Annotated in this window: 29 protein-coding genes; 1 reads left to right on the forward strand and 28 read right to left on the reverse strand. The window is 59.2% G+C overall.

Features of this window, described 5'->3' with window-relative positions:
* Positions 1-3: 3 nt before the first annotated feature.
* The 23 genes from ACOQOQ_RS01625 to rpmC form a co-directional block, all read right to left on the reverse strand.
* On the reverse strand, positions 4-678 hold the full coding sequence (locus tag ACOQOQ_RS01625; protein ID WP_420568417.1) for an HAD-IA family hydrolase: 675 nt from the start codon (positions 676-678) through the stop codon (positions 4-6).
* Positions 675-1,718: an RluA family pseudouridine synthase gene (locus ACOQOQ_RS01630; protein ID WP_420568418.1), complete on the reverse strand. Its 1,044-nt coding sequence runs from the start codon at positions 1,716-1,718 to the stop codon at positions 675-677. Before ACOQOQ_RS01630 ends, ACOQOQ_RS01625 begins: the two co-directional genes overlap by 4 nt.
* Positions 1,715-2,092 carry a fluoride efflux transporter CrcB gene (gene crcB, locus ACOQOQ_RS01635; protein WP_420568419.1) on the reverse strand — a complete coding sequence of 126 codons (378 nt, stop codon included), beginning with the start codon at positions 2,090-2,092 and terminating at the stop codon, positions 1,715-1,717. Before crcB ends, ACOQOQ_RS01630 begins: the two co-directional genes overlap by 4 nt.
* A gap of 60 nt (positions 2,093-2,152) precedes the next feature.
* A complete protein-coding gene (locus ACOQOQ_RS01640; protein ID WP_420568420.1) occupies positions 2,153-3,478 on the reverse strand; it encodes a replication-associated recombination protein A in 1,326 nt (441 codons plus the stop codon).
* Between the two features lie 2 nt (positions 3,479-3,480).
* Positions 3,481-4,869, reverse strand: a complete 1,389-nt coding sequence (locus tag ACOQOQ_RS01645) for a Do family serine endopeptidase (RefSeq protein ID WP_420568421.1) — start codon at positions 4,867-4,869, stop codon at positions 3,481-3,483.
* Between the two features lie 130 nt (positions 4,870-4,999).
* Positions 5,000-5,428, reverse strand: a complete 429-nt coding sequence (gene rplQ / locus ACOQOQ_RS01650) for a 50S ribosomal protein L17 (protein WP_420568422.1) — start codon at positions 5,426-5,428, stop codon at positions 5,000-5,002.
* A 136-nt stretch (positions 5,429-5,564) separates the two neighbouring features.
* Complete coding sequence (locus ACOQOQ_RS01655) at positions 5,565-6,581, reverse strand: DNA-directed RNA polymerase subunit alpha (protein WP_420568423.1); 1,017 nt, start codon at positions 6,579-6,581, stop codon at positions 5,565-5,567.
* Between the two features lie 111 nt (positions 6,582-6,692).
* On the reverse strand, positions 6,693-7,085 hold the full coding sequence (gene rpsK, locus ACOQOQ_RS01660) for a 30S ribosomal protein S11 (RefSeq protein WP_420568424.1): 393 nt from the start codon (positions 7,083-7,085) through the stop codon (positions 6,693-6,695).
* A 15-nt stretch (positions 7,086-7,100) separates the two neighbouring features.
* A complete protein-coding gene (rpsM, locus tag ACOQOQ_RS01665; protein ID WP_420568425.1) occupies positions 7,101-7,469 on the reverse strand; it encodes a 30S ribosomal protein S13 in 369 nt (122 codons plus the stop codon).
* 208 nt (positions 7,470-7,677) lie between these two features.
* Positions 7,678-8,253: an adenylate kinase gene (locus tag ACOQOQ_RS01670; protein ID WP_420568426.1), complete on the reverse strand. Its 576-nt coding sequence runs from the start codon at positions 8,251-8,253 to the stop codon at positions 7,678-7,680.
* Entirely contained in the window at positions 8,250-9,611 is a 1,362-nt protein-coding gene (gene secY, locus ACOQOQ_RS01675; protein WP_420568427.1) for a preprotein translocase subunit SecY, read from the reverse strand. Before secY ends, ACOQOQ_RS01670 begins: the two co-directional genes overlap by 4 nt.
* A gap of 109 nt (positions 9,612-9,720) precedes the next feature.
* A complete protein-coding gene (rplO, locus tag ACOQOQ_RS01680) occupies positions 9,721-10,188 on the reverse strand; it encodes a 50S ribosomal protein L15 (RefSeq protein WP_420568428.1) in 468 nt (155 codons plus the stop codon).
* Positions 10,189-10,723: 535 nt separating this feature from the next.
* Positions 10,724-10,912 carry a 50S ribosomal protein L30 gene (gene rpmD, locus ACOQOQ_RS01685; RefSeq protein ID WP_420568429.1) on the reverse strand — a complete coding sequence of 63 codons (189 nt, stop codon included), beginning with the start codon at positions 10,910-10,912 and terminating at the stop codon, positions 10,724-10,726.
* Positions 10,913-10,924: 12 nt separating this feature from the next.
* The gene (gene rpsE / locus ACOQOQ_RS01690; RefSeq protein ID WP_420568430.1) at positions 10,925-11,494 is read right to left on the reverse strand and encodes a 30S ribosomal protein S5; all 570 of its coding nucleotides are present in this window, start codon (positions 11,492-11,494) and stop codon (positions 10,925-10,927) included.
* A gap of 115 nt (positions 11,495-11,609) precedes the next feature.
* Positions 11,610-11,969 carry a 50S ribosomal protein L18 gene (gene rplR / locus ACOQOQ_RS01695; RefSeq protein WP_420568431.1) on the reverse strand — a complete coding sequence of 120 codons (360 nt, stop codon included), beginning with the start codon at positions 11,967-11,969 and terminating at the stop codon, positions 11,610-11,612.
* An 11-nt stretch (positions 11,970-11,980) separates the two neighbouring features.
* Entirely contained in the window at positions 11,981-12,514 is a 534-nt protein-coding gene (gene rplF, locus ACOQOQ_RS01700; RefSeq protein WP_420568432.1) for a 50S ribosomal protein L6, read from the reverse strand.
* A gap of 11 nt (positions 12,515-12,525) precedes the next feature.
* A complete protein-coding gene (rpsH, locus tag ACOQOQ_RS01705; protein WP_420568433.1) occupies positions 12,526-12,918 on the reverse strand; it encodes a 30S ribosomal protein S8 in 393 nt (130 codons plus the stop codon).
* Between the two features lie 13 nt (positions 12,919-12,931).
* Positions 12,932-13,237: a 30S ribosomal protein S14 gene (gene rpsN / locus ACOQOQ_RS01710; RefSeq protein WP_420568434.1), complete on the reverse strand. Its 306-nt coding sequence runs from the start codon at positions 13,235-13,237 to the stop codon at positions 12,932-12,934.
* A gap of 17 nt (positions 13,238-13,254) precedes the next feature.
* Entirely contained in the window at positions 13,255-13,818 is a 564-nt protein-coding gene (gene rplE / locus ACOQOQ_RS01715; protein ID WP_420568435.1) for a 50S ribosomal protein L5, read from the reverse strand.
* Entirely contained in the window at positions 13,811-14,122 is a 312-nt protein-coding gene (gene rplX, locus ACOQOQ_RS01720; protein WP_420568436.1) for a 50S ribosomal protein L24, read from the reverse strand. The genes rplE and rplX overlap by 8 nt, the downstream gene beginning before the upstream one ends.
* A gap of 1 nt (position 14,123) precedes the next feature.
* A complete protein-coding gene (gene rplN / locus ACOQOQ_RS01725; RefSeq protein WP_005849814.1) occupies positions 14,124-14,492 on the reverse strand; it encodes a 50S ribosomal protein L14 in 369 nt (122 codons plus the stop codon).
* A gap of 87 nt (positions 14,493-14,579) precedes the next feature.
* Positions 14,580-14,807: a 30S ribosomal protein S17 gene (rpsQ, locus tag ACOQOQ_RS01730; protein WP_420568437.1), complete on the reverse strand. Its 228-nt coding sequence runs from the start codon at positions 14,805-14,807 to the stop codon at positions 14,580-14,582.
* Between the two features lie 12 nt (positions 14,808-14,819).
* A complete protein-coding gene (rpmC, locus tag ACOQOQ_RS01735; protein ID WP_420568438.1) occupies positions 14,820-15,020 on the reverse strand; it encodes a 50S ribosomal protein L29 in 201 nt (66 codons plus the stop codon).
* A gap of 266 nt (positions 15,021-15,286) precedes the next feature.
* Between rpmC and ACOQOQ_RS01740 the strand changes: the two genes are divergently transcribed.
* Positions 15,287-15,907 carry a 2OG-Fe(II) oxygenase family protein gene (locus tag ACOQOQ_RS01740; protein ID WP_420568439.1) on the forward strand — a complete coding sequence of 207 codons (621 nt, stop codon included), beginning with the start codon at positions 15,287-15,289 and terminating at the stop codon, positions 15,905-15,907.
* A 206-nt stretch (positions 15,908-16,113) separates the two neighbouring features.
* On the opposite strand, the gene rplP is transcribed toward ACOQOQ_RS01740, so the two are convergent.
* Genes rplP through rplB form a run of 5 tightly spaced genes read right to left on the reverse strand, consistent with a single transcriptional unit; the run spans position 16,114 to position 18,756 of the window.
* Positions 16,114-16,527 carry a 50S ribosomal protein L16 gene (gene rplP, locus ACOQOQ_RS01745; RefSeq protein ID WP_420568440.1) on the reverse strand — a complete coding sequence of 138 codons (414 nt, stop codon included), beginning with the start codon at positions 16,525-16,527 and terminating at the stop codon, positions 16,114-16,116.
* A gap of 13 nt (positions 16,528-16,540) precedes the next feature.
* Positions 16,541-17,248 (reverse strand): 30S ribosomal protein S3, encoded by a 708-nt coding sequence (gene rpsC / locus ACOQOQ_RS01750; RefSeq protein ID WP_420568441.1) that lies wholly within the window; start codon positions 17,246-17,248, stop codon positions 16,541-16,543.
* A complete protein-coding gene (gene rplV / locus ACOQOQ_RS01755) occupies positions 17,248-17,628 on the reverse strand; it encodes a 50S ribosomal protein L22 (protein ID WP_420568442.1) in 381 nt (126 codons plus the stop codon). Before rplV ends, rpsC begins: the two co-directional genes overlap by 1 nt.
* Positions 17,629-17,631: 3 nt before the next feature.
* On the reverse strand, positions 17,632-17,910 hold the full coding sequence (gene rpsS, locus ACOQOQ_RS01760; RefSeq protein WP_136338417.1) for a 30S ribosomal protein S19: 279 nt from the start codon (positions 17,908-17,910) through the stop codon (positions 17,632-17,634).
* A gap of 3 nt (positions 17,911-17,913) precedes the next feature.
* The gene (rplB, locus tag ACOQOQ_RS01765) at positions 17,914-18,756 is read right to left on the reverse strand and encodes a 50S ribosomal protein L2 (RefSeq protein ID WP_420568443.1); all 843 of its coding nucleotides are present in this window, start codon (positions 18,754-18,756) and stop codon (positions 17,914-17,916) included.
* Positions 18,757-19,159 lie beyond the last annotated feature (403 nt).

Genomic DNA, 19,159 nt, shown 5'->3' on the forward strand with positions numbered 1-19,159 from the left:
AGTCTACTCCCACACTGTCCGGATCGCCCCAGGAAGGTCGGCCACGCTATGGACCAGTTTGTCGGCAAGGTCCAGCCGGTCGAGCCCATGATAGCCCCAACTGACCCCGATCGCGTGCACCCCGGCGGCACGGGCCATGGTCATGTCATACTCGGTATCACCGATCATCACGGCGTTTTGCCGATCGATGCCGGTCTCGTTCAGCGCGGCCTCCAGCATCGCGGGATGGGGTTTCGAGGGATGATGATCGGCCACTTGCTGCGTCAGAAACAGCCGCTCCATCTGGTGGCCGGCCAACAACGCATCAAGGCCCCGTCGCGACTTGCCCGTCGCCACACCCAGCAGAAATTCGGGCACCGCGTTCAATTCGTCCAGAACGGCGCGGATACCGGGATACAAAGGGCTGCTTTGCTGGGTTCCCTGGCTGGCGCGCAGCTGCATATACGCCGATTTGTATGCCTCGACCATGCGGACATAGGCGGCTTCGTCCAACCCCGGAACAAGCTGCGGAATGGCAACCTCAAGCGAGAGCCCGACAATCGAAAGGATTTGCGCGCGCGAGGGGACTTTGTGCCCCTCGGCCTGAAACGCAGCCGTCATCGAGGCAACGATATCCCCCTGGCTGTCCACCAGGGTACCGTCCACATCAAAGATGATCAGCCGCAAATTAGCGGTCATTGCAGGCTTTCAAACGGGTCGTCTGCAGCCAGGTCCTCGGTCCAGCCAAAGGTTTCCCAGCTTTGCGCCATGTGATCGGGCAACGGGGCGGTGAATTCCATAACCTTGCGGGTCACGGGATGTTCGATCAGCAAGCGGCGGGCGTGCAGGTGCAGCTTTTTACTAATGATCCCGCCCAACTGAGAGCCCCAGCCGTCGCCCATGTTGTCCTGACCCGAGCCGCCGTACTTGCCGTCCCCGATAATCGGGTGGCCGATCTCGGCCATGTGGGCGCGCAGCTGGTGGGTGCGGCCGGTCACAGGCTCCATCGCCACCCACGAGGCGCGTCCGGCCACACGGTACAGCGTCGCATAAAGCGTATGCGCGCGCTTGGCACCGGGCGTGTCGTTCATGTCGCGCGGATGCACGCAGAACATTTTTTCACCCTCGCCCCCGCGCCCATGACCCGGCGCTTTGACCAGACCGTACTTGATCTCGCCCAGGTAAGGCGTGGGCACGCCAGCCACCAGGGCCCAGTAAATCTTGCGCGTTTCACGGTGCCGAAAGGCCGCCGTCAGCGCCGAGGCCGCCGCCCGCGTCCGTCCCAGAATCAGCACGCCACTGGTATCCTTGTCCAAGCGGTGCACAAGGCGCGGCTTTTCGTCTGCGCCAAAGCGCAAAGCCTCGCTCAGACCGTCCACGTGGCGGGTCTGTTTGCTGCCGCCCTGAACGGGCAGACCGGCAGGTTTGTTCAACACGATGATGTCGTCATCTTTGTACAGAACGGCGTCCTGCATCATCTTGGCATCCGCAGCCGAAACGCGGGATGTCGGCTGGGGCTTTGGCGCGTCGGTGCTGGGCAAGGGCGGAATGCGGATCTCTTGCCCCACTTCGATCCGGGTGCTGGCCTTGCAGCGGGCACCGTCCACGCGCAACTCGCCCTTGCGACACATCTTTTCGATACGGCCTTGGCCCAGCTGAGGGAAGGTTCGTTTCAACCAGCGATCCAGGCGCTGATCGCCCTCGCCTGGGCCGATCGTGATCATTTGAACTCTGCTCATTGAACGATACTCCGCGCGAAAATCAGACCCAGGATAATGGCCCCCAGTGACAACAGCACCGAGGCGCCCACGTAGACTGCCGCCGTGACCACCTGCCCGCGTTCCCACAGCGTCACCGCATCCAGCGAAAAGGCCGAAAAGGTGGTGAAGCCACCCAGAACGCCGGTCATCAGGAAAGGCGCGAACCGGTTGGCGCTGTAGTGCCCCAGAACCACCACGATCATCCCCATCACGAAACTGCCGACGATGTTCACCGTCAGCGTCCCCCATGGGAATCCGAGGCCCATCAGGCGGCTGGCGGCCACGCCCGTCAAATAGCGCCCGCTGGCGCCCAATGCGCCCCCAAGGGCCACTTGTAATAGCGTTGTCATCATCGGCACACCTGTGGGCACGGACCGGCGGAATGTCAAGGATAGCGGGGGGTATTGCCCTAATTAGCCCGGCTCGGCGCGCCGATCGCGCAGGCGGGAGAAATAGTCCAGCCGCTTTTTCAACTCGCGTTCAAAACCGCGTTCCACGGGCTGGTAAAGGTCGGGTCGCGCCACCCCCTCGGGGAAGTAGTTCTGCCCCGAAAACCCATCCTCGGCATCGTGATCATAGGCATAGCCATCGCCATAGCCCTGATCCTTCATCATGGAAGTCGGTGCATTAAGGATATGCTTGGGCGGCATGGCCGATCCGGTTTTCTTGGCCAGCCGCATCGCCGCCTTATAGCCCGCATAAGCCGCATTGGATTTCGGGGCCAGCGCCAGATAAGTCACGGCCTGGGCCAGGGCCAGCTCGCCCTCGGGACTGCCAAGACGCTCGTACACTTGCCAGGCATGCAGGCAGACCGATTGCGCCTGCGGGTCTGCCAGTCCGATATCTTCGACCGCCATGCGGGTGATGCGCCGCGCCAGATAACGAGGGTCTTCGCCGCCCGTTAGCATCCGCGCCAGCCAATACAGCGCTGCATCCGGATCCGAACCGCGGACGGATTTGTGCAGGGCCGAGATCAGGTTGTAATGCTCGTCCCCACCCTTGTCATACTTGGCCGCCCGCCGCATCAGGCGCGAGGCCAGCCCCTGCGCATCCAGCTTCCCGTCCACTGTCCAGGCATTGACTTGTTCGATCAGGTTCAACAGGGCGCGCCCGTCGCCGTCTGACATCTCCAGCAGCGCCTCGCGGGCCTCTCCGGTCAGGGGCAGCGCACGGTCCAGCTCTTTTTCGGCCCGTTGCGCCAGACGCTCCAGATCGGCCAGGGACAGCCTTTCCAGCACAAGAACCTGCGCGCGGCTCAGCACAGCGGCATTCAGCTCGAAACTGGGGTTCTCGGTGGTCGCGCCCACCAGCAGGATCGTGCCGTCCTCCATAAAGGGCAGAAACCCGTCCTGCTGGGCCTTGTTGAAACGGTGGATCTCGTCCACGAACAAAAGCGTCCCCTGCCCGTTCTGACGGCGGATACGCGCGGCCTCGAACACTTTCTTCAGCTCGGCCACACCCGAAAAAATCGCGCTGATCTGAACGAAATGCAGATCGGTTTCATCGGCCAGAAGCCGCGCAATCGTGGTCTTCCCCACACCGGGCGGGCCCCAGAACACCAACGAGGACAGCGCCCCCGAGGCAAGCATCACACCCAGCGGTGCTTCGGGGCCCAGCACCTGTTCCTGCCCGATCACCTGATCCAAGGATTGCGGGCGCAGCCGGTCCGCAAGCGGTCGCGGCGCATTGGACGCCCGGTTTTGATCCGACGCGCTGGAGGATTCGAAAAGATCAGCCATGTTTACAATCTGAACCGCAGACGCAGTCTCTTCAAGCCGCGCTTTACATCCATCGACAGGGTCGAGCGGCGCTCTGACAACGCCCGTTCAGCGTCCGAGGTGGTCGTGATGTCAGTACCGTTGATATTTTGCAGGACATCGCCGGGCTTCAACCCCACCCGCTGGCCATACGGACCGGGCGTTTCGACCACCACACCGCTGGCCGACAGGGCCAGCCCATACTGAGCGATCACCGCCGGGTTGATGTTCGAAAGCTGCATGCCCGGCAGATTGGAACGATCCCCCAAGATCGTGGTCTGCCGCGCCGGGGTTTCGGGGGCGGCCATCATGGCCACTTGGGTCTGGTCCGCCTGTCCGTCACGGACATAAGCAATCCGCGCCTTCTGACCCAGGCCGACGACGCTCATCCGGAACAGCATCTCGGCGGGGGTATTCACCGCCTCACCTTGCACATGGGTCACCACATCCCCCTGCTTCAGGCCAGCCGAAAGAAACGGGCTGGCCGGATGCAGATCCGAGACAACGATCCCGCCCGGACGATCCAGACCCAGGCTTTGCGCCATGTCCGCATCGACGATCTGCCCGCCAATCCCCGCCCAGGGGCGCTGGAACGTGGCATTCCCCGCGCGCGCTTGGGTTACGAATTGAGAAACCAAATTGGCAGGGATGGCAAACCCGATCCCGTTCGAGCCACCCGAGCGCGACAGGATTCGCGTGTTCACTCCAATCAGGCGACCGTTCACGTCAATCAGCGCGCCGCCCGAGTTACCAGGGTTGATCGGCGCATCCGTTTGAATGAAGTAACCCCACGCGCTGCCCGTCGCCACGCCCGAGCGCGCAAGCCCCGACACGATCCCGCTGCTGACTGTCTGACCCACGCCGAAAGGGTTGCCGATGGCCAGCACCAGCTCGCCTACCTCGACGCTATCGCTGTCGCGCAGGAAAAGATGCGGCATGTCCTCGGCGCCATCCAGCCGCAGGATCGCAAGATCCGAGTCCTGATCAGCCAGCATCACCTGAGCGTCAAATTCACGCCGGTCATTCAGTACGACCCGAATTTCCGTCGCCTCGCCGACCACATGAAAGTTTGTCACCACAATCCCGTCGGCGGACAGAATAACGCCGCTGCCCAACGAGTTCTGCACACGCGGTCGGCCGCGCAAATCGTCGCCAAAGAACTGGCGGAAAAACGGGTCATCCTGAAACGGACTGGACCGCTGTTGGACCACGCGCTTTGCATAGATGTTCACCACCGCCGGGGCGGCCTGTTTGACCAGCGGCGCAAAGCCCAGGCTGATTTCGGTCTGTGACTGGGGGACACGGGTCTCGGCCGCGGCTGGAAGGGCCAGGACAATCACGGCGAACAGGGACAATACTCGGGCAAAGATCATGGGGCACCTCTTGCTTTGGGAATGATATGCGCAGAGAGCCCCCGTTTCGCAACCCGTCCGGGCGAATGAAAACCCCAAAGAAAAAGGCCAGCCCGACGGGCTGGCCTTTCAATTCCGAATGGTGTCCGGATTATTCTTCGGCGTCGGCTGCTGCTTCTTCAGCATCCAGGCGAGCCTTGTCGGCGGCACCTTTGGCCGAGACGTCGCGATCGACAAACTCGATGATGGCCATGGGGGCCATGTCGCCATAGCGGAAGCCGGCTTTCAGGATGCGGATGTAGCCACCCTGGCGTTCCTTGTAGCGCGGGCCCAGAACGTCGAACAGTTTTGCAACGTCCTTGTCCTGCTTCAGCTGAGCTGCGGCCTGACGGCGGGCGTGCAGATCGCCGCGTTTGGCCAGGGTGATCAGTTTTTCAACGATCGGGCGCAGTTCTTTTGCCTTGGGCAGGGTGGTTTTGATTTGCTCGTGCTCGATCAGCGAACCAGCCATGTTCGAGAACAGGGCCTTACGGTGCTCATGAGTACGGTTCAGGCGGCGGTAACCACGTGCGTGACGCATTTTCTATCTCCTAACTTGCGTTTTGCTTTGTCCGTCCGGCGATGCGTGTCACCGGCTCTCCTTGGGGCGTTGGCCCAGATATTCCCCGCAAGGTGCGGGCATTGTTGGGGCGGGCCGCTGGCCCACCCCGAAACTCTTAGAAGCTGTCTTCGAACTTCTTGGCCAGATCTTCGATGTTGTCCGGCGGCCAGTCCTCGACGTCCATGCCCAGGTGCAGTCCCATGCCCGACAGCACTTCTTTGATCTCGTTCAAAGATTTGCGGCCGAAGTTCGGGGTGCGCAGCATTTCTGCTTCGGTTTTCTGGATCAGATCGCCGATGTAAACGATGTTGTCGTTCTTCAGGCAGTTTGCCGAACGGACCGACAGTTCCAGCTCGTCCACTTTCTTCAGCAGCAGCGGGTTGAACTCCAGACCGTCGTCTTCGTCCTGGCGACCAGCGGCTTCGGGCTCGTCGAAATTGACGAAGATCGAAAGCTGATCCTGCAGAATGCGCGCGGCATAGGCCACAGCATCGTCGGGCGAAATCGAGCCATCGGTGTCGATCTTCAAGGTCAGTTTGTCATAGTCCAGAACCTGGCCCTCGCGGGTGGGCTGCACATCGTACGACACCTTTTTGACCGGCGAATAGATCGCGTCGATCGGGATCAGACCGATGGGGGCGTCTTCGGGCTTGTTCTTGTCGGCTGCGACATAGCCCTTACCGGTGTTAACGGTCAGCTCCATGTACAGGTCCGCGCCGTCATCCAGGTGACAGATCACGTGTTCCTTGTTCAGGATCTCGATGCCAGCACTGTCGCTGATGTCACCGGCGGTGACGGCACCCGGACCCTTGGCCGAGATCGACAGGCGCTTGGGCCCTTCGACTTCCATCCGCAGGGCAACCTGCTTCAGGTTCAGGATGATGTCGGTGACGTCTTCACGTACACCGGCAACGCTGGAAAACTCGTGCAGAACGTTGTCGATCTGAACGCTGGTGATGGCCGCGCCTTGCAGCGAGCTCATCAGAACGCGACGCAGCGCGTTGCCCATGGTCAGACCAAAGCCACGCTCCAGAGGTTCTGCAACAACAGTCGCCTGACGCGACGGGTCATTGCCGGGTTTGACCTCCAACTGAGTCGGTTTGATCAGTTCTGCCCAATTCTTATGGATCATGCGTCCCTCCATTCCTGTCTTGCTCCCATGTCCGAAGAGCAAAACGCCCGAGGTTTCAAAATGACGGAATGGGGCCGTGCGCGTGCACAGCCCCAAAACAATACTGTCGGATTAGACCCGGCGGCGTTTCGGCGGGCGGCAGCCGTTGTGTGCGATCGGGGTCACATCACGAATCGAGGTGATGTTGAAACCGATTGCGGCCAGTGCGCGCAGAGCCGATTCACGGCCCGAACCGGGGCCCTGAACTTCGACTTCCAGGGTTTTCACGCCGTGATCCTGGGCTTTCTTGCCCGCGTCCTCTGCAGCCATCTGAGCGGCATAGGGGGTGGATTTGCGCGACCCTTTGAAGCCCATGGTGCCAGCAGACGACCACGAAATGGCGTTGCCCTGCACGTCAGAGATCAGGATCTTGGTGTTGTTGAAGCTGGAGTTCACATGTGCGACGCCAGATGCGATGTTCTTGGAGGCCTTTTTCTTGCCGCCACGACGGGTATCACGTGCCATTGGTGCTGCCCTCCCTTACTTCTTCTTACCGGCAATGGCCTTTGCGGGGCCTTTGCGGGTGCGAGCGTTGGTGTGCGTACGCTGACCGCGTACGGGCAGGCTGCGGCGATGACGCAGGCCACGGTAGCAACCCAGGTCCATCAGACGCTTGATGTTCATCTGCACTTCGCGGCGCAGGTCACCTTCGACGGTGTAGTTGGCGTCGATGTGCTCGCGGATGGACAGAACTTCGGCGTCCGACAGTTCGTTCACACGACGAGTCGAGTCGATGTTCACAGCTTCGCAGATGGCTTTGGCCGATGCGGGGCCGATACCGGTGATGTAGGTGAGGGCGATGGGTACCCGCTTTGCAGTGGGGATGTTTACGCCGGCGATACGTGCCACGTGTCACTTTCCTTTTCGTTGCGGTTCCGTAGTTCCAGAACCTTTTTTCACAACGTAAGCCCGACGATTTTTCCGCCGGGCCTCAGCTGATCCAGGTGATAAGATCTTCGGCGCATATGTCTGCCGAGAATCATTCTCGTAATAGAGATGTTGCTGGGTAGGAGGAAAAAAGAGGGCCGTCAAGCCCCCTTCCCTATTCGTACCCTGATTAGTCCAGAATCGCGGCGATTGCGCCCTGAACTTCGTCGATCGAGCCCAGACCGTCGATCGAGGTCAGGTTACCCTTGGCGTGGTAGTAGCCGATCAGCGGCGCGGTCTTCTTGTAGTATTCCATCAGGCGGAAACGGACGCTTTCCTCGTTATCGTCTGCACGCGCGGTGCCACCTGCGGCGACAGCCTCGGCGGCGCGGTTAACGATACGCTTGACCAGAACTTCGTCCTCGACCTGCATCTCGATCACGGCGTCCAGGGTCTCGCCCTTTTCAGCCAGCAACTCACTCAGCGCGTCAGCCTGAGCCAGCGTGCGGGGGAAGCCGTCAAAGATGAACCCGCCCTTTTTGTCGCCGTCCAGCTTCTCGCGGATCAGGCCGATGACGATCTCGTCGGTGACCAAGCCACCGCTGTCCATGACCTTGGCAACCAACTGACCCATTTCCGAGCCGCTTGCCTTGGCTTCGCGCAGCATGTCGCCGGTGCTCAGCTGGATCATGTCACGGTTTTCGACCAGGAATGCGGCCTGAGTTCCTTTGCCCGCGCCGGGCGGTCCAAGCAGAATAATGTTCATCGACGTGAGGGTCCTTTGCGTGCGCGTTTTTTACCTTTGCCGCGAAGCTGCGACTTCTCAATCAGACCTTCGTATTGGTGCGCCAGCAGGTGGCTTTGGACCTGTTGAATAGTGTCCATGGTCACCGACACGACGATCAGAACCGAGGTGCCGCCAAAATAGAAGGGGATCGCCAGTTGGCTACGCAGAATCTCGGGCAAGAGACAAACTGCCGCAAGGTAAGCCGAACCCAGCACCAGAACGCGGTTGGCCACGTATTCCAGATACTCAGCGGTTTTCTTACCGGGGCGAATGCCGGGAACAAATCCGTTCTGGTTTTTCAGGTTGTCCGCGACCTCGTCAGGTTTGAACGAAACGTTGAACGTATAGAAGTAGGCAAAGAACACGATCATCCCGACGAAGAACAGCAGGTACAGCGGCTGCCCGGGACCAAAGTAGGCCAGCAGGGTCGACATGACCGGGCCTGTTTGCGACCCCGAGAAGGTGCTGATCGTAGTCGGCAGCAACAGCAACGAGCTGGCAAAGATCGCGGGGATCACGCCTGCGGGGTTGACCTTGATCGGCAGGTGCGAGCTGCCGCCGTCATAGACCTTCATCCCCACCTGACGGCGCGGATACTGGATGTTGATTTTGCGCAGAGCGCGCTCCATGAAGACCACAAAGGCAATCACCGCCACGACCATGACGAACACACCGATAATCACGGCCGGGCTGATGGCACCCGAACGGCCTTGGCTCAGAAATTGAGCCAGCGCTGCGGGAACCTCGGCGATGATGCCGACGAAGATAATCAGAGAGATGCCGTTACCGATGCCGCGGCTGGTGATCTGATCCCCCAGCCACATCATGAACATGGTGCCGCCAACCAGCGTAATCACGCAGGAGACGCGGAAATAGAGACCAGGATCGGTCACCAGCTCGCCCGCCTCAAGCGAGACAGCAAGACCATAGGCCTGCATCGTCGCCAGCAGCACGGTGCCATAGCGGGTATACTGGTTGATCTTCTTGCGGCCTGCGTCACCCTCTTTTTTCAGTTGCTCCAACTGAGGCACCATGGCCGTCAGAAGCTGCACGATGATCGAGGCAGAGATGTAGGGCATGATCCCCAGCGCGAAAATCCCCATGCGGCCCAGGGCGCCACCCGTGAACATCGACAAGATCCCGCCCAGACCAGCGGCCGCGCCTTCCATAAAGTCACGCAGCGCTACGCCGTCAATGCCCGGAACTGGGATGAACGTGCCGACACGGCAAACGATCAGAAGCATGATGGTGAACAGGATGCGGCTGCGCAGGTCCGTCGCCTTCGCCAGCTGTCCCCAGCTGGTGTTCGCGGCCATTTGTTCGACTGCAGATGCCATATTCGGTCTCTCTTATGTAGCAACGCCGCCCAGAGCGTTTTCCAGCTCGGGCGGCGTTCTTAGGAAAACTAAGTTGTATCTAAGCGGCCTCGTCGCCGCTCACAACCCGTTATTCTGCGGCAGCCGCGACCTTCAGCGAGCCACCGGCCTTTTCGACGGCTTCGATAGCCGATTTCGAGGCACCGGTCACTTCCAGGTTAACGGCAGTCCCGATCTCGCCTTTGGCCAGAACGCGGATGCCATCCAGCTTGCGGCGGACCAGACCCGAGGCAACCAGTGCGTCCTCGGTGATCGCGGCCGAAGCGTCCAGCTTGCCGGCTTCGATGAACTTGGCGATCAGACCCAGGTTCACAACAGCGAATTCCTTGCGGTTGGGCTTGTTGAAGCCACGCTTGGGAAGACGTTGGTACAGGGGCATCTGGCCGCCCTCGTAGCCGTTGATGGCCACACCCGAGCGCGATTTTTGACCTTTGATACCACGGCCACCCATTTTACCTTTGCCCGAACCCGGGCCACGGCCAACGCGTGTGCGTTTCTTGGTTGCGCCTTCGTTGTCGCGCAGTTCATGCAATTTCATGTCGCTTCTCCTTTGCCGGAACTGACCCATGAAGCGTAGGGGGCCAAACACGGCTTTTCTTGATTGATTCTTTTGCGGCCAGATGGCCACCGGGGGCGTATAGACCCCTGGCCCTTATGAAGCAAGTGTTGTGATGCCCAGCAGAACGACAAAACGCCCCGGCATGGCCGCGGCGCTTGTTCACTCGGTGATCACAATGACGCGAGAGGGATCAGCGCGTCTGGCGCAGATAATCTTCCCAGCAGGGAACGGGGTTGGTCACGGCGCGGGTCAGTTTACCAAAGAACGCGCGGATGGTCATGCCGACCAGGTTTGTTGCGTTTGCCATTTCGGGGTCCATATTCATTGAAAGCGTTGGCGCCCGGATACGGCAGCAAAGCTTCCATATCCATAGCGAATGCCGAAACCCCGCAATGCACTCAGTGCATAGCAAATAGGCAGAATGAAAAATTGCCGCCTCTCGGGAAACGAAAACACCCCGCTGCAAGCAGCGGGGTGTCTTGGATGTCATTCGGGCACAGGGCCCAAAGATCGCTTAGTCGCGCTCTTCGATGATTTCGACCAGGTGCGGGATTTTCGCGACCATGCCACGGATCGAAGGAGTATCCTCCAGTTCGCGGGTCTTGTGCATCTTGTTCAGGCCCAGACCGATCAGGGTCTGACGCTGGACGGCGGGGCGACGGATCGGCGAGCCGATCTGTTTCACAACGATGGTTTTAGCCATGATCTGCTCTCCTTACGCTTCAGCTTCGGCGGGGGCCGCTGCTTCGTCCTTGCGCAGGATGTCAGCAACTTTCTTACCGCGACGCGCAGCAACCGAACGGGGGCTGGACTCTTTGGTCAGGCCATCGATGGTAGCGCGGATCATGTTGTAGGGGTTCTGCGAGCCGATCGACTTGGAAACCACGTCTTTGATGCCCAGCATCTCGAAGACGGCACGCATCGGGCCACCTGCGATGATTCCGGTACCTTCCGGAGCGGTGCGCATGACCACTTTACCGGCGCCGTGACGGCCTTCCATGTCGTGGTGCAGGGTGCGGCCCTCTTTCAGAGGTACGCGAACCATCTGACGCTTGGCTTGCTCGGTGGCTTTACGAATGGCCTCGGGGACCTCTTTCGCTTTACCTTTACCAAAGCCAACGCGGCCTTTTTGATCGCCAACGACGACCAGAGCGGCGAAGCCAAAGCGCTTACCACCTTTAACGGTTTTCGATACGCGGTTGATTGCAACCAGACGATCGGCGAATTCCGGGGTTTCTTCTTCGCGGTTGCGACCACGACCCCGACGGTTATCACGTTCTGCCATTGGACAGTCCTTTTCATGGTGGCGCGGCTGCGCCATGATTACTCAATCCTGGTGACCGGCCCACAGGACCGGCCCCGGATCATCGGGAGGGCGCGGCGCGCCCCCCACAGGGTTCTTAGAACTTCAGACCGCCTTCACGCGCGGCGTCGGCCAGAGCCTTCACCTTGCCGTGAAACAGGAAGCCACCACGGTCGAAGTAACATTCTTCGACACCGGCTGCCTTGGCACGCTCTGCGATCAGTGCACCAACCTTGGTTGCTGCTTCGACGTTGTTCTTGCCGACCACGCCCAGATCTTTCTCCAGCGAGGAGGCCGATGCCAGGGTGACGCCTTTGACGTCGTCGATCAGCTGAGCGCTGATGTTCTTGTTCGAGCGGTGAACCGACAAGCGCAGCTTGCCTCCGTTCACTTTCCGCTGCTTGTTCCGAACGCGCAGACGGCGCTTCAGGAACAGGGTCCGTTTGCTGTTTGCCATTTTGCTCGTCCTTACTTCTTCTTGCCTTCTTTGCGGAAGATGTACTCGTCTTTGTACTTGATACCTTTGCCTTTGTAGGGCTCGGGCTTACGCCATTCGCGGATATTGGCCGCGACCTGGCCGACGAGTTGCGAGTCATCACCTTCAACAACGATCACGGTGGGCTTCGGTGCGGTCACGGTCACGCCGGCCGGCACTTCGAAGTTCACCTCGTGCGAGTAGCCCAGGTTCAGTTTCAGGGTGTTGCCCTGCATCTGAGCCCGGTAACCAACACCGTTGATCTCCAGCTCTTTTTTGAAGCCGGTCGTCACACCGGTGACCATGTTGGCCACCATGGTGCGGGACATGCCCCACTGTTGACGCGCCCGCTTGGACTTGCCACGCGGGGTGATGACAACCGAGTTGTCCTCAACCGTGATGGTCACGTCGTCGGATGCGGTGAAGCTTTGCGACGCCTTGGCGCCTTTGACTTCGATGGTCTGGCCGGACACCGACGCGGAAACGCCGCTGGGCAGCTCGACCGGTTTTTTACCAATACGAGACATTGCAGACCTCCTTAGAAGACGGTGCAGAGCACTTCGCCGCCAACATTGTTGGAGCGTGCGCTTGCGTCCGACATCACACCTTTCGGAGTGCTGACAATCGACACGCCCAGGCCCTGACGGACGGTGGGGATGTCATTGACGCCCATGTAAACACGACGACCGGGTTTCGAAACCCGCTTCAGTTCGCGAATGACAGGGGTGCCTTCGTAGTATTTCAGGCTGATTTCAAGGGTCGGGTGACCGTTGACATCAGTGCCCTTTTCGTAGCCGCGGATGTAGCCTTCGTCGGCCAGTACATCCAGGACCCAGGCGCGCAGTTTCGACGCAGGTGTCGAAACGGTGGACTTGCCACGCATCTGAGAGTTGCGGATACGGGTGAGCATATCGCCGATAGGATCGTTCATAAAAGTCTCTCCCTTACCAGCTGGATTTCACCAGACCGGGGATCTGGCCATTCGAGCCCAGTTCCCGCAGCATGATACGGCTGACCTTCAGCTTACGATAGTAAGCGTGGGGACGACCGGTCAGCTGACAACGGTTGTGCAAACGGACAGCCGAGCTGTTGCGCGGCAGTTTAGCAAGCTTCAGAGAAGCGCGGAAACGCTCTTCCATCGGCTTGTCTTGATCGTTGATGATCTCTTTGAGACCAGCACGCTTAGCGGCGTATTTTGCCACCAGGCGCTCGCGCTTCTTCTCGCGCTCGACCATGGATTTTTTAGCCATAATTCTCTCTCCCGCGCTTAGCTGTTGAAGGGCATGTTGAAGTGCTTCAACAGCGCCTTAGCTTCCGCGTCGGTTTTCGCGGTTGTGGCGATCACAATGTCCATGCCCCAGTTCACGTCGACTTTGTCGAAGTCAATCTCGGGGAAGACGATGTGCTCTTTCAGACCCATGGCATAGTTGCCACGACCATCGAACGATTTACCCGAAACACCGCGGAAGTCGCGGATACGGGGCATTGCGATGGTGATCAGACGGTCCAGGAATTCGTACATGCGGTCTGCACGCAGGGTCACTTTCGCGCCCATCGGCATACCTTCACGAACCCGGAAACCAGCGATCGAGTTACGAGCGACGGTAGTCAGAGCCTTCTGGCCTGCAATCGCGGTCAGATCTTCGACGGCCGACTTGGCTTTCTTGCTGTCTTTGACAGCTTCAGCGCCACAGCCGATGTTCAGAACGATCTTGTCCAGCTTGGGGATCATCATCTCGTTCTTGTAGCCGAACTCTTCTTTCAGAGCGTCGCGGATCGAGTCCTTGTACAGGGCCTTCAGACGCGGGGTATAGGTTGCAGCATCAAGCATCGATCACGTCCCCCGTGGTCTTGGCGAAACGAACCTTCTTGTCACCTTCCATGCGGAAGCCAACGCGGGTCGGTTTGCCATTTGCGTCCAGGATTGCCAGGTTCGACAGCTGGATCGGCAGTGCCTTAGGCAGGCGGCCGCCCTGTTCGGTTTGCGACTGGCGGGTGTGGCGGATGGCAATGTTGATGCCTTCCACAACGGCCTTGCCGGCCTTGGGGTCGATCGAGGTGATAGTGCCCTCTTTGCCCTTGTCCTTACCGGCCAGCACGACGACCTTGTCGCCTTTTTTCAACTTAGCAGCCATCTTACAGCACCTCCGGCGCGAGCGAGATGATCTTCATGAAGTTTTTGGCGCGCAGTTCACGAACAACCGGCCCGAAGATACGGGTACCGACGGGTTCGTTGCTGTTGTTCAGGATAACAGCTGCGTTGCGATCAAAACGGATCGCGGTGCCATCTTCACGACGGACTTCTTTGGCGGTGCGTACGACGACGGCCTTGCGGACGTCCCCTTTTTTAACGCGGCCGCGCGGGATGGCTTCTTTGACGGAGACGACGATGATGTCGCCTACCGAAGCGTATTTACGCTTCGAGCCACCCAGAACCTTGATGCACTGAACTCGGCGAGCGCCAGAGTTGTCAGCTACATCCAGATTGGTCTGCATCTGGATCATTTGGTTTCTCCCGACCTATGGGGGGACATGCAGGCGTCCTGATCCCCAGGGTTTCGCTAATAAGCGTCGGGATCGTCTAAGGCTTGCTTAGGCGATCACTTCCCAACGCTTGGTCTTCGACTTCGGTGCACATTCCTGGATACGGACGGTGTCACCGACGTTGAACTGGTTGTTCTCATCGTGAGCCCGGTATTTCTTGGACTTACGGATGGTTTTCTTCAGAACGGGGTGCGTAAAGCGGCGCTCGACTTGAACAGTAACGGTTTGTTCGTTGGCATTCGAGGTCACGGTGCCTTGGAGAATACGTTTGGGCATCTGTCAGGCTCCTTATTCTGCTGCTTCAGCGGCTTTGGCGTTCAACACGGTCAGGACACGAGCGACGTCGCGACGCACGGTTTTGACGCGTGCAGTGTTTTCCAGTTGACCGGTTGCTTGCTGGAAGCGCAGGTTAAACGCTTCTTTCTTCAGGGTGGACAGCTGCTCGCGCAGTTCGTCCAGCGATTTTTCACGCAGTTCAGTGGCGGACATTTCGCCATTCCTTCTTTCTGACACCAGTGAGCTCCTTATGACGGGTGACCCATTCTCTGGTGGATTCAAAAAACAAACGCGCGAATCCCAGTCACCCGGAATCCGCGAGATGTTGCTCTATAAGAGGGTTGTCCTTTGGGAGCAAGGGAAAACTAGGCTTTTCGCCCGCTGTCCCCCTGCCCTGAACAATCTGCGCCATTCCGGCCTCTTGAGGGCACGGGCCAAATGCGTCAGACCATTTGTAATCTCTGCCTCAGGAGGACTCAATGTCCCAGATCGAATCCCTCTTTGTTACCCGCCTGTACCGCGCCGCCCTGTCCGAGTTTGACCCCAAGGTCGACGCCGATGAAATGGAGGCCTCGTGCTATTCCATCGCCGAGGACGACGAGGCCGGCCAGCAATGGTGCGAGGATAACGGTTATCCCGGCTACACCTCCTATGCCTCGCTGACCGACCTGGGTTGGCGCTTTCCCGTCTTCGCCGACCTGATCGAGGCGCTGGACAAACATGTCGCCGCCTTTGCCGAGGATCTGGAATTCGATCTGGACGGGCGCAAACTGGTACTCGAGGATTTGTGGATCAACATCCTGCCCGAGGGCGGCACCCATTCATCCCACCTGCATCCGCATTCGGTGATTTCCGGCACCACCTATGTGGCCATGCCCGACGGCGCCAGCGCCCTGAAACTGGAAGACCCGCGTTCGGGCCGCATGATGGCCGCCCCTGCCCGCCGCAAAGACGCCCGCCGCGACCTGCAACCGTTCATCTACATGGCCCCCAAAGTGGGCGACGTGCTGCTCTGGGAAAGCTGGCTGCGCCACGAAGTCCCCCTGAACCGCTCGGAATATGACCGGGTGTCGGTGAGCTTTAACTATAAGTGGGAATAAGCCGGAGCGGCGCCTCAGCCCTTGCGCCAACACTCTGACCGAACCACCACAAAGCCCGCTTCTTTGCTCTTCAAATACTCAAAGAAAACCCCCGCCGATTGCTCGACGGGGGTTTTTGATTTTCTTGGCTGGGGCGCGGCCCAGACAAAATCTGCGATTTTGCCTATACCGCGCTGCCGACAGTTTGCGATGCAAACTGCAGCTGTTTACCAGTCTTCGCGAACCACGACGCGGGTTTTCACCGGCAGTTTCATCGCGGCCAGGCGCAGAGCTTCACGTGCGATATCTTCGTCGACGCCGTCGATTTCGAACATGATGCGGCCAGGCTTCACCTTGCAAGCCCAGTAGTCCACGGAACCTTTACCTTTACCCATACGAACTTCGACGGGTTTCGAGGTCACGGGGACATCGGGGAAGATACGGATCCAGACACGGCCCTGACGTTTCATGTGACGCGTCATGGCACGACGAGCGGCCTCGATCTGACGCGCAGTCACACGCTCGGGCTGGGTGGCTTTAAGACCAAACGAACCGAAGTTCAGGTCGGAACCGCCCTTGGCCAGGCCTTTGATCCGGCCCTTCTGCTGCTTGCGGAATTTAGTACGCTTTGGTTGAAGCATAACTCAGATCTCCTTAGCGGCGGCCGCCAGCGCCACGGGGCGCGGGACCATCCTGGATTTCCTGGGCGCGACGGTCACGAGCCTGAGGATCGTGTTCCATGATCTCGCCTTTGAAGATCCAGGTTTTGATGCCGATGATGCCATAGGGGGTCATCGCTTCGGCGGCGGCATAGTCGATGTCAGCACGCAGGGTGTGCAGCGGCACGCGGCCTTCACGGTACCATTCGGTACGCGCGATTTCTGCACCGCCCAGACGGCCAGCAACGTTCACACGGATGCCCAGGGCGCCCATACGCATTGCGTTCTGCACGCCGCGCTTCATGGCACGACGGAAGGACACACGGCGTTCCAGCTGCTGAGCAATCGATTCCGCGACCAGCTGAGCGTCCAGCTCGGGCTTGCGCACTTCGACGATGTTCAGGTGCAGCTCAGAATCGGTCATGTTCGCCAGCTTCTTGCGCAGCACTTCGATGTCTGCACCTTTCTTGCCGATGATCACGCCCGGACGTGCGGTGTGGATCGTAACGCGGCACTTCTTGTGCGGACGTTCGATGATCACACGGGCCACGCCGGCCTGTTTGCACTCTTCCTTGATGAACTCACGGATCTTGATGTCTTCCAGCAGAAGATCACCGTAATCTTTCGAGTCCGCGTACCAGCGGCTGTCCCAGGTGCGATTGACCTGAAGGCGCATGCCGATCGGATTTACTTTCTGACCCATTAGGCTTGCTCCTCAATCTGACGCACGGTGATCGTGAGTTCCGAGAACGGCTTCATGATCTTGCCAAAACGACCACGGGCACGGGGACGACCACGTTTCATGGTCAGGTTCTTACCAACGTAAGCTTCTGCCACGATCAGCTCGTCGACATCCAGGTTGTGGTTGTTTTCAGCGTTCGCGATGGCGGACTGAAGGCATTTCTTCACGTCCTGAGCGATCCGTTTCTTCGAGAAGGTCAGGTCGGTCAGAGCCTTGTCCACCTTCTTGCCACGGATCATTGCGGCGACCAGGTTCAGTTTCTGCGGGCTGGTGCGAAGCATGCGCACTTTGGCCATTGCTTCGTTATCTGCCACGCGGCGGGGGTTCTTTGCCTTGCCCATGACTTATTTCCGCTTCGCTTTTTTGTCAGCCGCGTGACCATAGTAGGTCCGGGTCGGCGAATACTCACCGAACTTCTGGCCGATCATATCTTCGCTGACGTTCACAGGAACGTGTTTCTGGCCGTTGTACACACCAAAGGTCAGCCCAACGAATTGGGGCAGGATGGTGGAACGACGCGACCAGATCTTGATGACTTCGTTGCGACCCGACTCGCGAGCTGCTTCGGCTTTTTTCAGCACGTAAGCATCCACGAAGGGGCCTTTCCAAACAGAACGTGCCATGTGTTAACGGCCCTTCTTCTTAGCGTGACGCGAGCGGATGATCAGCTTCTGCGACGCCTTGTTCTTGTTGCGGGTACGAGCACCCTTGGTCGGTTTACCCCAAGGGGTCACCGGGTGACGACCACCCGAGGTCCGGCCTTCACCACCACCATGGGGGTGGTCGATCGGGTTCATGACAACACCACGGACCGACGGACGGATGCCTTTGTGGCGCATACGACCGGCTTTACCGAAGTTCTGGTTGCTGTTGTCAGGGTTCGACACGGCACCGACGGTGGCCATGCATTCCTGACGCACCAGGCGCAGTTCACCCGAGGACAGGCGGATCTGAGCGTAGCCACCGTCACGACCAACGAACTGAGCATAAGTACCAGCTGCGCGGGCAATCTGACCGCCTTTGCCGGGCTTCATTTCGATGTTGTGAATGATAGTACCGATCGGCATGCCCGAGAACGGCATTGCGTTACCCGGCTTGATGTCGGCTTTGGCCGAGGCAATCACCTGATCCCCAACAGCAAGACGCTGCGGAGCAAGGATATAGGCCTGTTCGCCATCTTCGTATTTGATCAGCGCGATAAACGCGGTGCGGTTGGGGTCATATTCGATCCGCTCAACCGTTGCAGCAACGTCGAATTTGTTGCGCTTGAAGTCCACGATACGATAGAGGCGCTTTGCCCCACCGCCTTTGCGGCGCATCGTGATCCGTCCGGTATTGTTCCGGCCGCCGTTTTTGGTCAAACCCTCAGTAAGGGCTTTGACCGGACGTCCTTTCCACAGCTCCGAACGGTCGATCAGAACCAGCCCACGCTGGCCCGGCGTCGTCGGTTTATACGACTTGAGTGCCATGCTTTCTGTCTTCCGTTTTGTGAGGCAGGCCGACGGCCCACCCGATGTTATAGCCCCCCGAAGGTGGCCGCTTTGCTAGGGCCCCGAAGGTCCCTGATTCCAAAACTCACCGGCCCCGGAACGAATCCGAGGCCGAAGAGATGCGCGTCTTTAGCAGTGGAATGCTGGAGTGTCTATAGTGGGGGCGAGATTCTTCCCTCACCATGAATGATCTCGCGCATCGACGTCTCGCGCTGGGGCCAGATGACCGCTGCTTGGCGCCACATTACCTGGCCACAAAGTAAACAAGAATATTCCAACAGGTTCCTATGGCGAGAATAGCGCTCGTGTCCCCGATCAACACGTAGGTCACCAAATTCGCAACGACGATCCCAAGTAATACTCCCTGAGTGACCGGCCTCGC

The sequence above is a fragment of the Thalassovita sp. genome (assembly GCF_965218685.1).
GTDB lineage: Bacteria > Pseudomonadota > Alphaproteobacteria > Rhodobacterales > Rhodobacteraceae > Thalassobius.

Bases quoted from the DNA above. Each gene is read 5' to 3' on its own strand.
- ACOQOQ_RS01625 (WP_420568417.1), bottom strand. From the start codon at position 678: ATGACCGCTAATTTGCGGCTGATCATCTTTGATGTGGACGGTACCCTG.
- ACOQOQ_RS01630 (WP_420568418.1), bottom strand. From the start codon at position 1,718: ATGAGCAGAGTTCAAATGATCACGATCGGCCCAGGCGAGGGCGATCAG.
- crcB (WP_420568419.1), bottom strand. From the start codon at position 2,092: ATGATGACAACGCTATTACAAGTGGCCCTTGGGGGCGCATTGGGCGCC.
- ACOQOQ_RS01640 (WP_420568420.1), bottom strand. From the start codon at position 3,478: ATGGCTGATCTTTTCGAATCCTCCAGCGCGTCGGATCAAAACCGGGCG.
- ACOQOQ_RS01645 (WP_420568421.1), bottom strand. From the start codon at position 4,869: ATGATCTTTGCCCGAGTATTGTCCCTGTTCGCCGTGATTGTCCTGGCC.
- rplQ (WP_420568422.1), bottom strand. From the start codon at position 5,428: ATGCGTCACGCACGTGGTTACCGCCGCCTGAACCGTACTCATGAGCAC.
- ACOQOQ_RS01655 (WP_420568423.1), bottom strand. From the start codon at position 6,581: ATGATCCATAAGAATTGGGCAGAACTGATCAAACCGACTCAGTTGGAG.
- rpsK (WP_420568424.1), bottom strand. From the start codon at position 7,085: ATGGCACGTGATACCCGTCGTGGCGGCAAGAAAAAGGCCTCCAAGAAC.
- ACOQOQ_RS01670 (WP_420568426.1), bottom strand. From the start codon at position 8,253: ATGAACATTATTCTGCTTGGACCGCCCGGCGCGGGCAAAGGAACTCAG.
- secY (WP_420568427.1), bottom strand. From the start codon at position 9,611: ATGGCATCTGCAGTCGAACAAATGGCCGCGAACACCAGCTGGGGACAG.
- rplO (WP_420568428.1), bottom strand. From the start codon at position 10,188: ATGAAATTGCATGAACTGCGCGACAACGAAGGCGCAACCAAGAAACGC.
- rpmD (WP_420568429.1), bottom strand. From the start codon at position 10,912: ATGGCTAAAACCATCGTTGTGAAACAGATCGGCTCGCCGATCCGTCGC.
- rpsE (WP_420568430.1), bottom strand. From the start codon at position 11,494: ATGGCAGAACGTGATAACCGTCGGGGTCGTGGTCGCAACCGCGAAGAA.
- rplR (WP_420568431.1), bottom strand. From the start codon at position 11,969: ATGGCAAACAGCAAACGGACCCTGTTCCTGAAGCGCCGTCTGCGCGTT.
- rplF (WP_420568432.1), bottom strand. From the start codon at position 12,514: ATGTCTCGTATTGGTAAAAAACCGGTCGAGCTGCCCAGCGGCGTTTCC.
- rpsH (WP_420568433.1), bottom strand. From the start codon at position 12,918: ATGAACGATCCTATCGGCGATATGCTCACCCGTATCCGCAACTCTCAG.
- rpsN (WP_420568434.1), bottom strand. From the start codon at position 13,237: ATGGCTAAAAAATCCATGGTCGAGCGCGAGAAGAAGCGCGAGCGCCTG.
- rplE (WP_420568435.1), bottom strand. From the start codon at position 13,818: ATGCTTGATGCTGCAACCTATACCCCGCGTCTGAAGGCCCTGTACAAG.
- rplX (WP_420568436.1), bottom strand. From the start codon at position 14,122: ATGGCTGCTAAGTTGAAAAAAGGCGACAAGGTCGTCGTGCTGGCCGGT.
- rplN (WP_005849814.1), bottom strand. From the start codon at position 14,492: ATGATCCAGATGCAGACCAATCTGGATGTAGCTGACAACTCTGGCGCT.
- rpsQ (WP_420568437.1), bottom strand. From the start codon at position 14,807: ATGCCCAAACGTATTCTCCAAGGCACCGTGACCTCGAATGCCAACGAA.
- rpmC (WP_420568438.1), bottom strand. From the start codon at position 15,020: ATGTCCGCCACTGAACTGCGTGAAAAATCGCTGGACGAACTGCGCGAG.
- ACOQOQ_RS01740 (WP_420568439.1), top strand. From the start codon at position 15,287: ATGTCCCAGATCGAATCCCTCTTTGTTACCCGCCTGTACCGCGCCGCC.
- rplP (WP_420568440.1), bottom strand. From the start codon at position 16,527: ATGCTTCAACCAAAGCGTACTAAATTCCGCAAGCAGCAGAAGGGCCGG.
- rpsC (WP_420568441.1), bottom strand. From the start codon at position 17,248: ATGGGTCAGAAAGTAAATCCGATCGGCATGCGCCTTCAGGTCAATCGC.
- rplV (WP_420568442.1), bottom strand. From the start codon at position 17,628: ATGGGCAAGGCAAAGAACCCCCGCCGCGTGGCAGATAACGAAGCAATG.
- rpsS (WP_136338417.1), bottom strand. From the start codon at position 17,910: ATGGCACGTTCTGTTTGGAAAGGCCCCTTCGTGGATGCTTACGTGCTG.
- rplB (WP_420568443.1), bottom strand. From the start codon at position 18,756: ATGGCACTCAAGTCGTATAAACCGACGACGCCGGGCCAGCGTGGGCTG.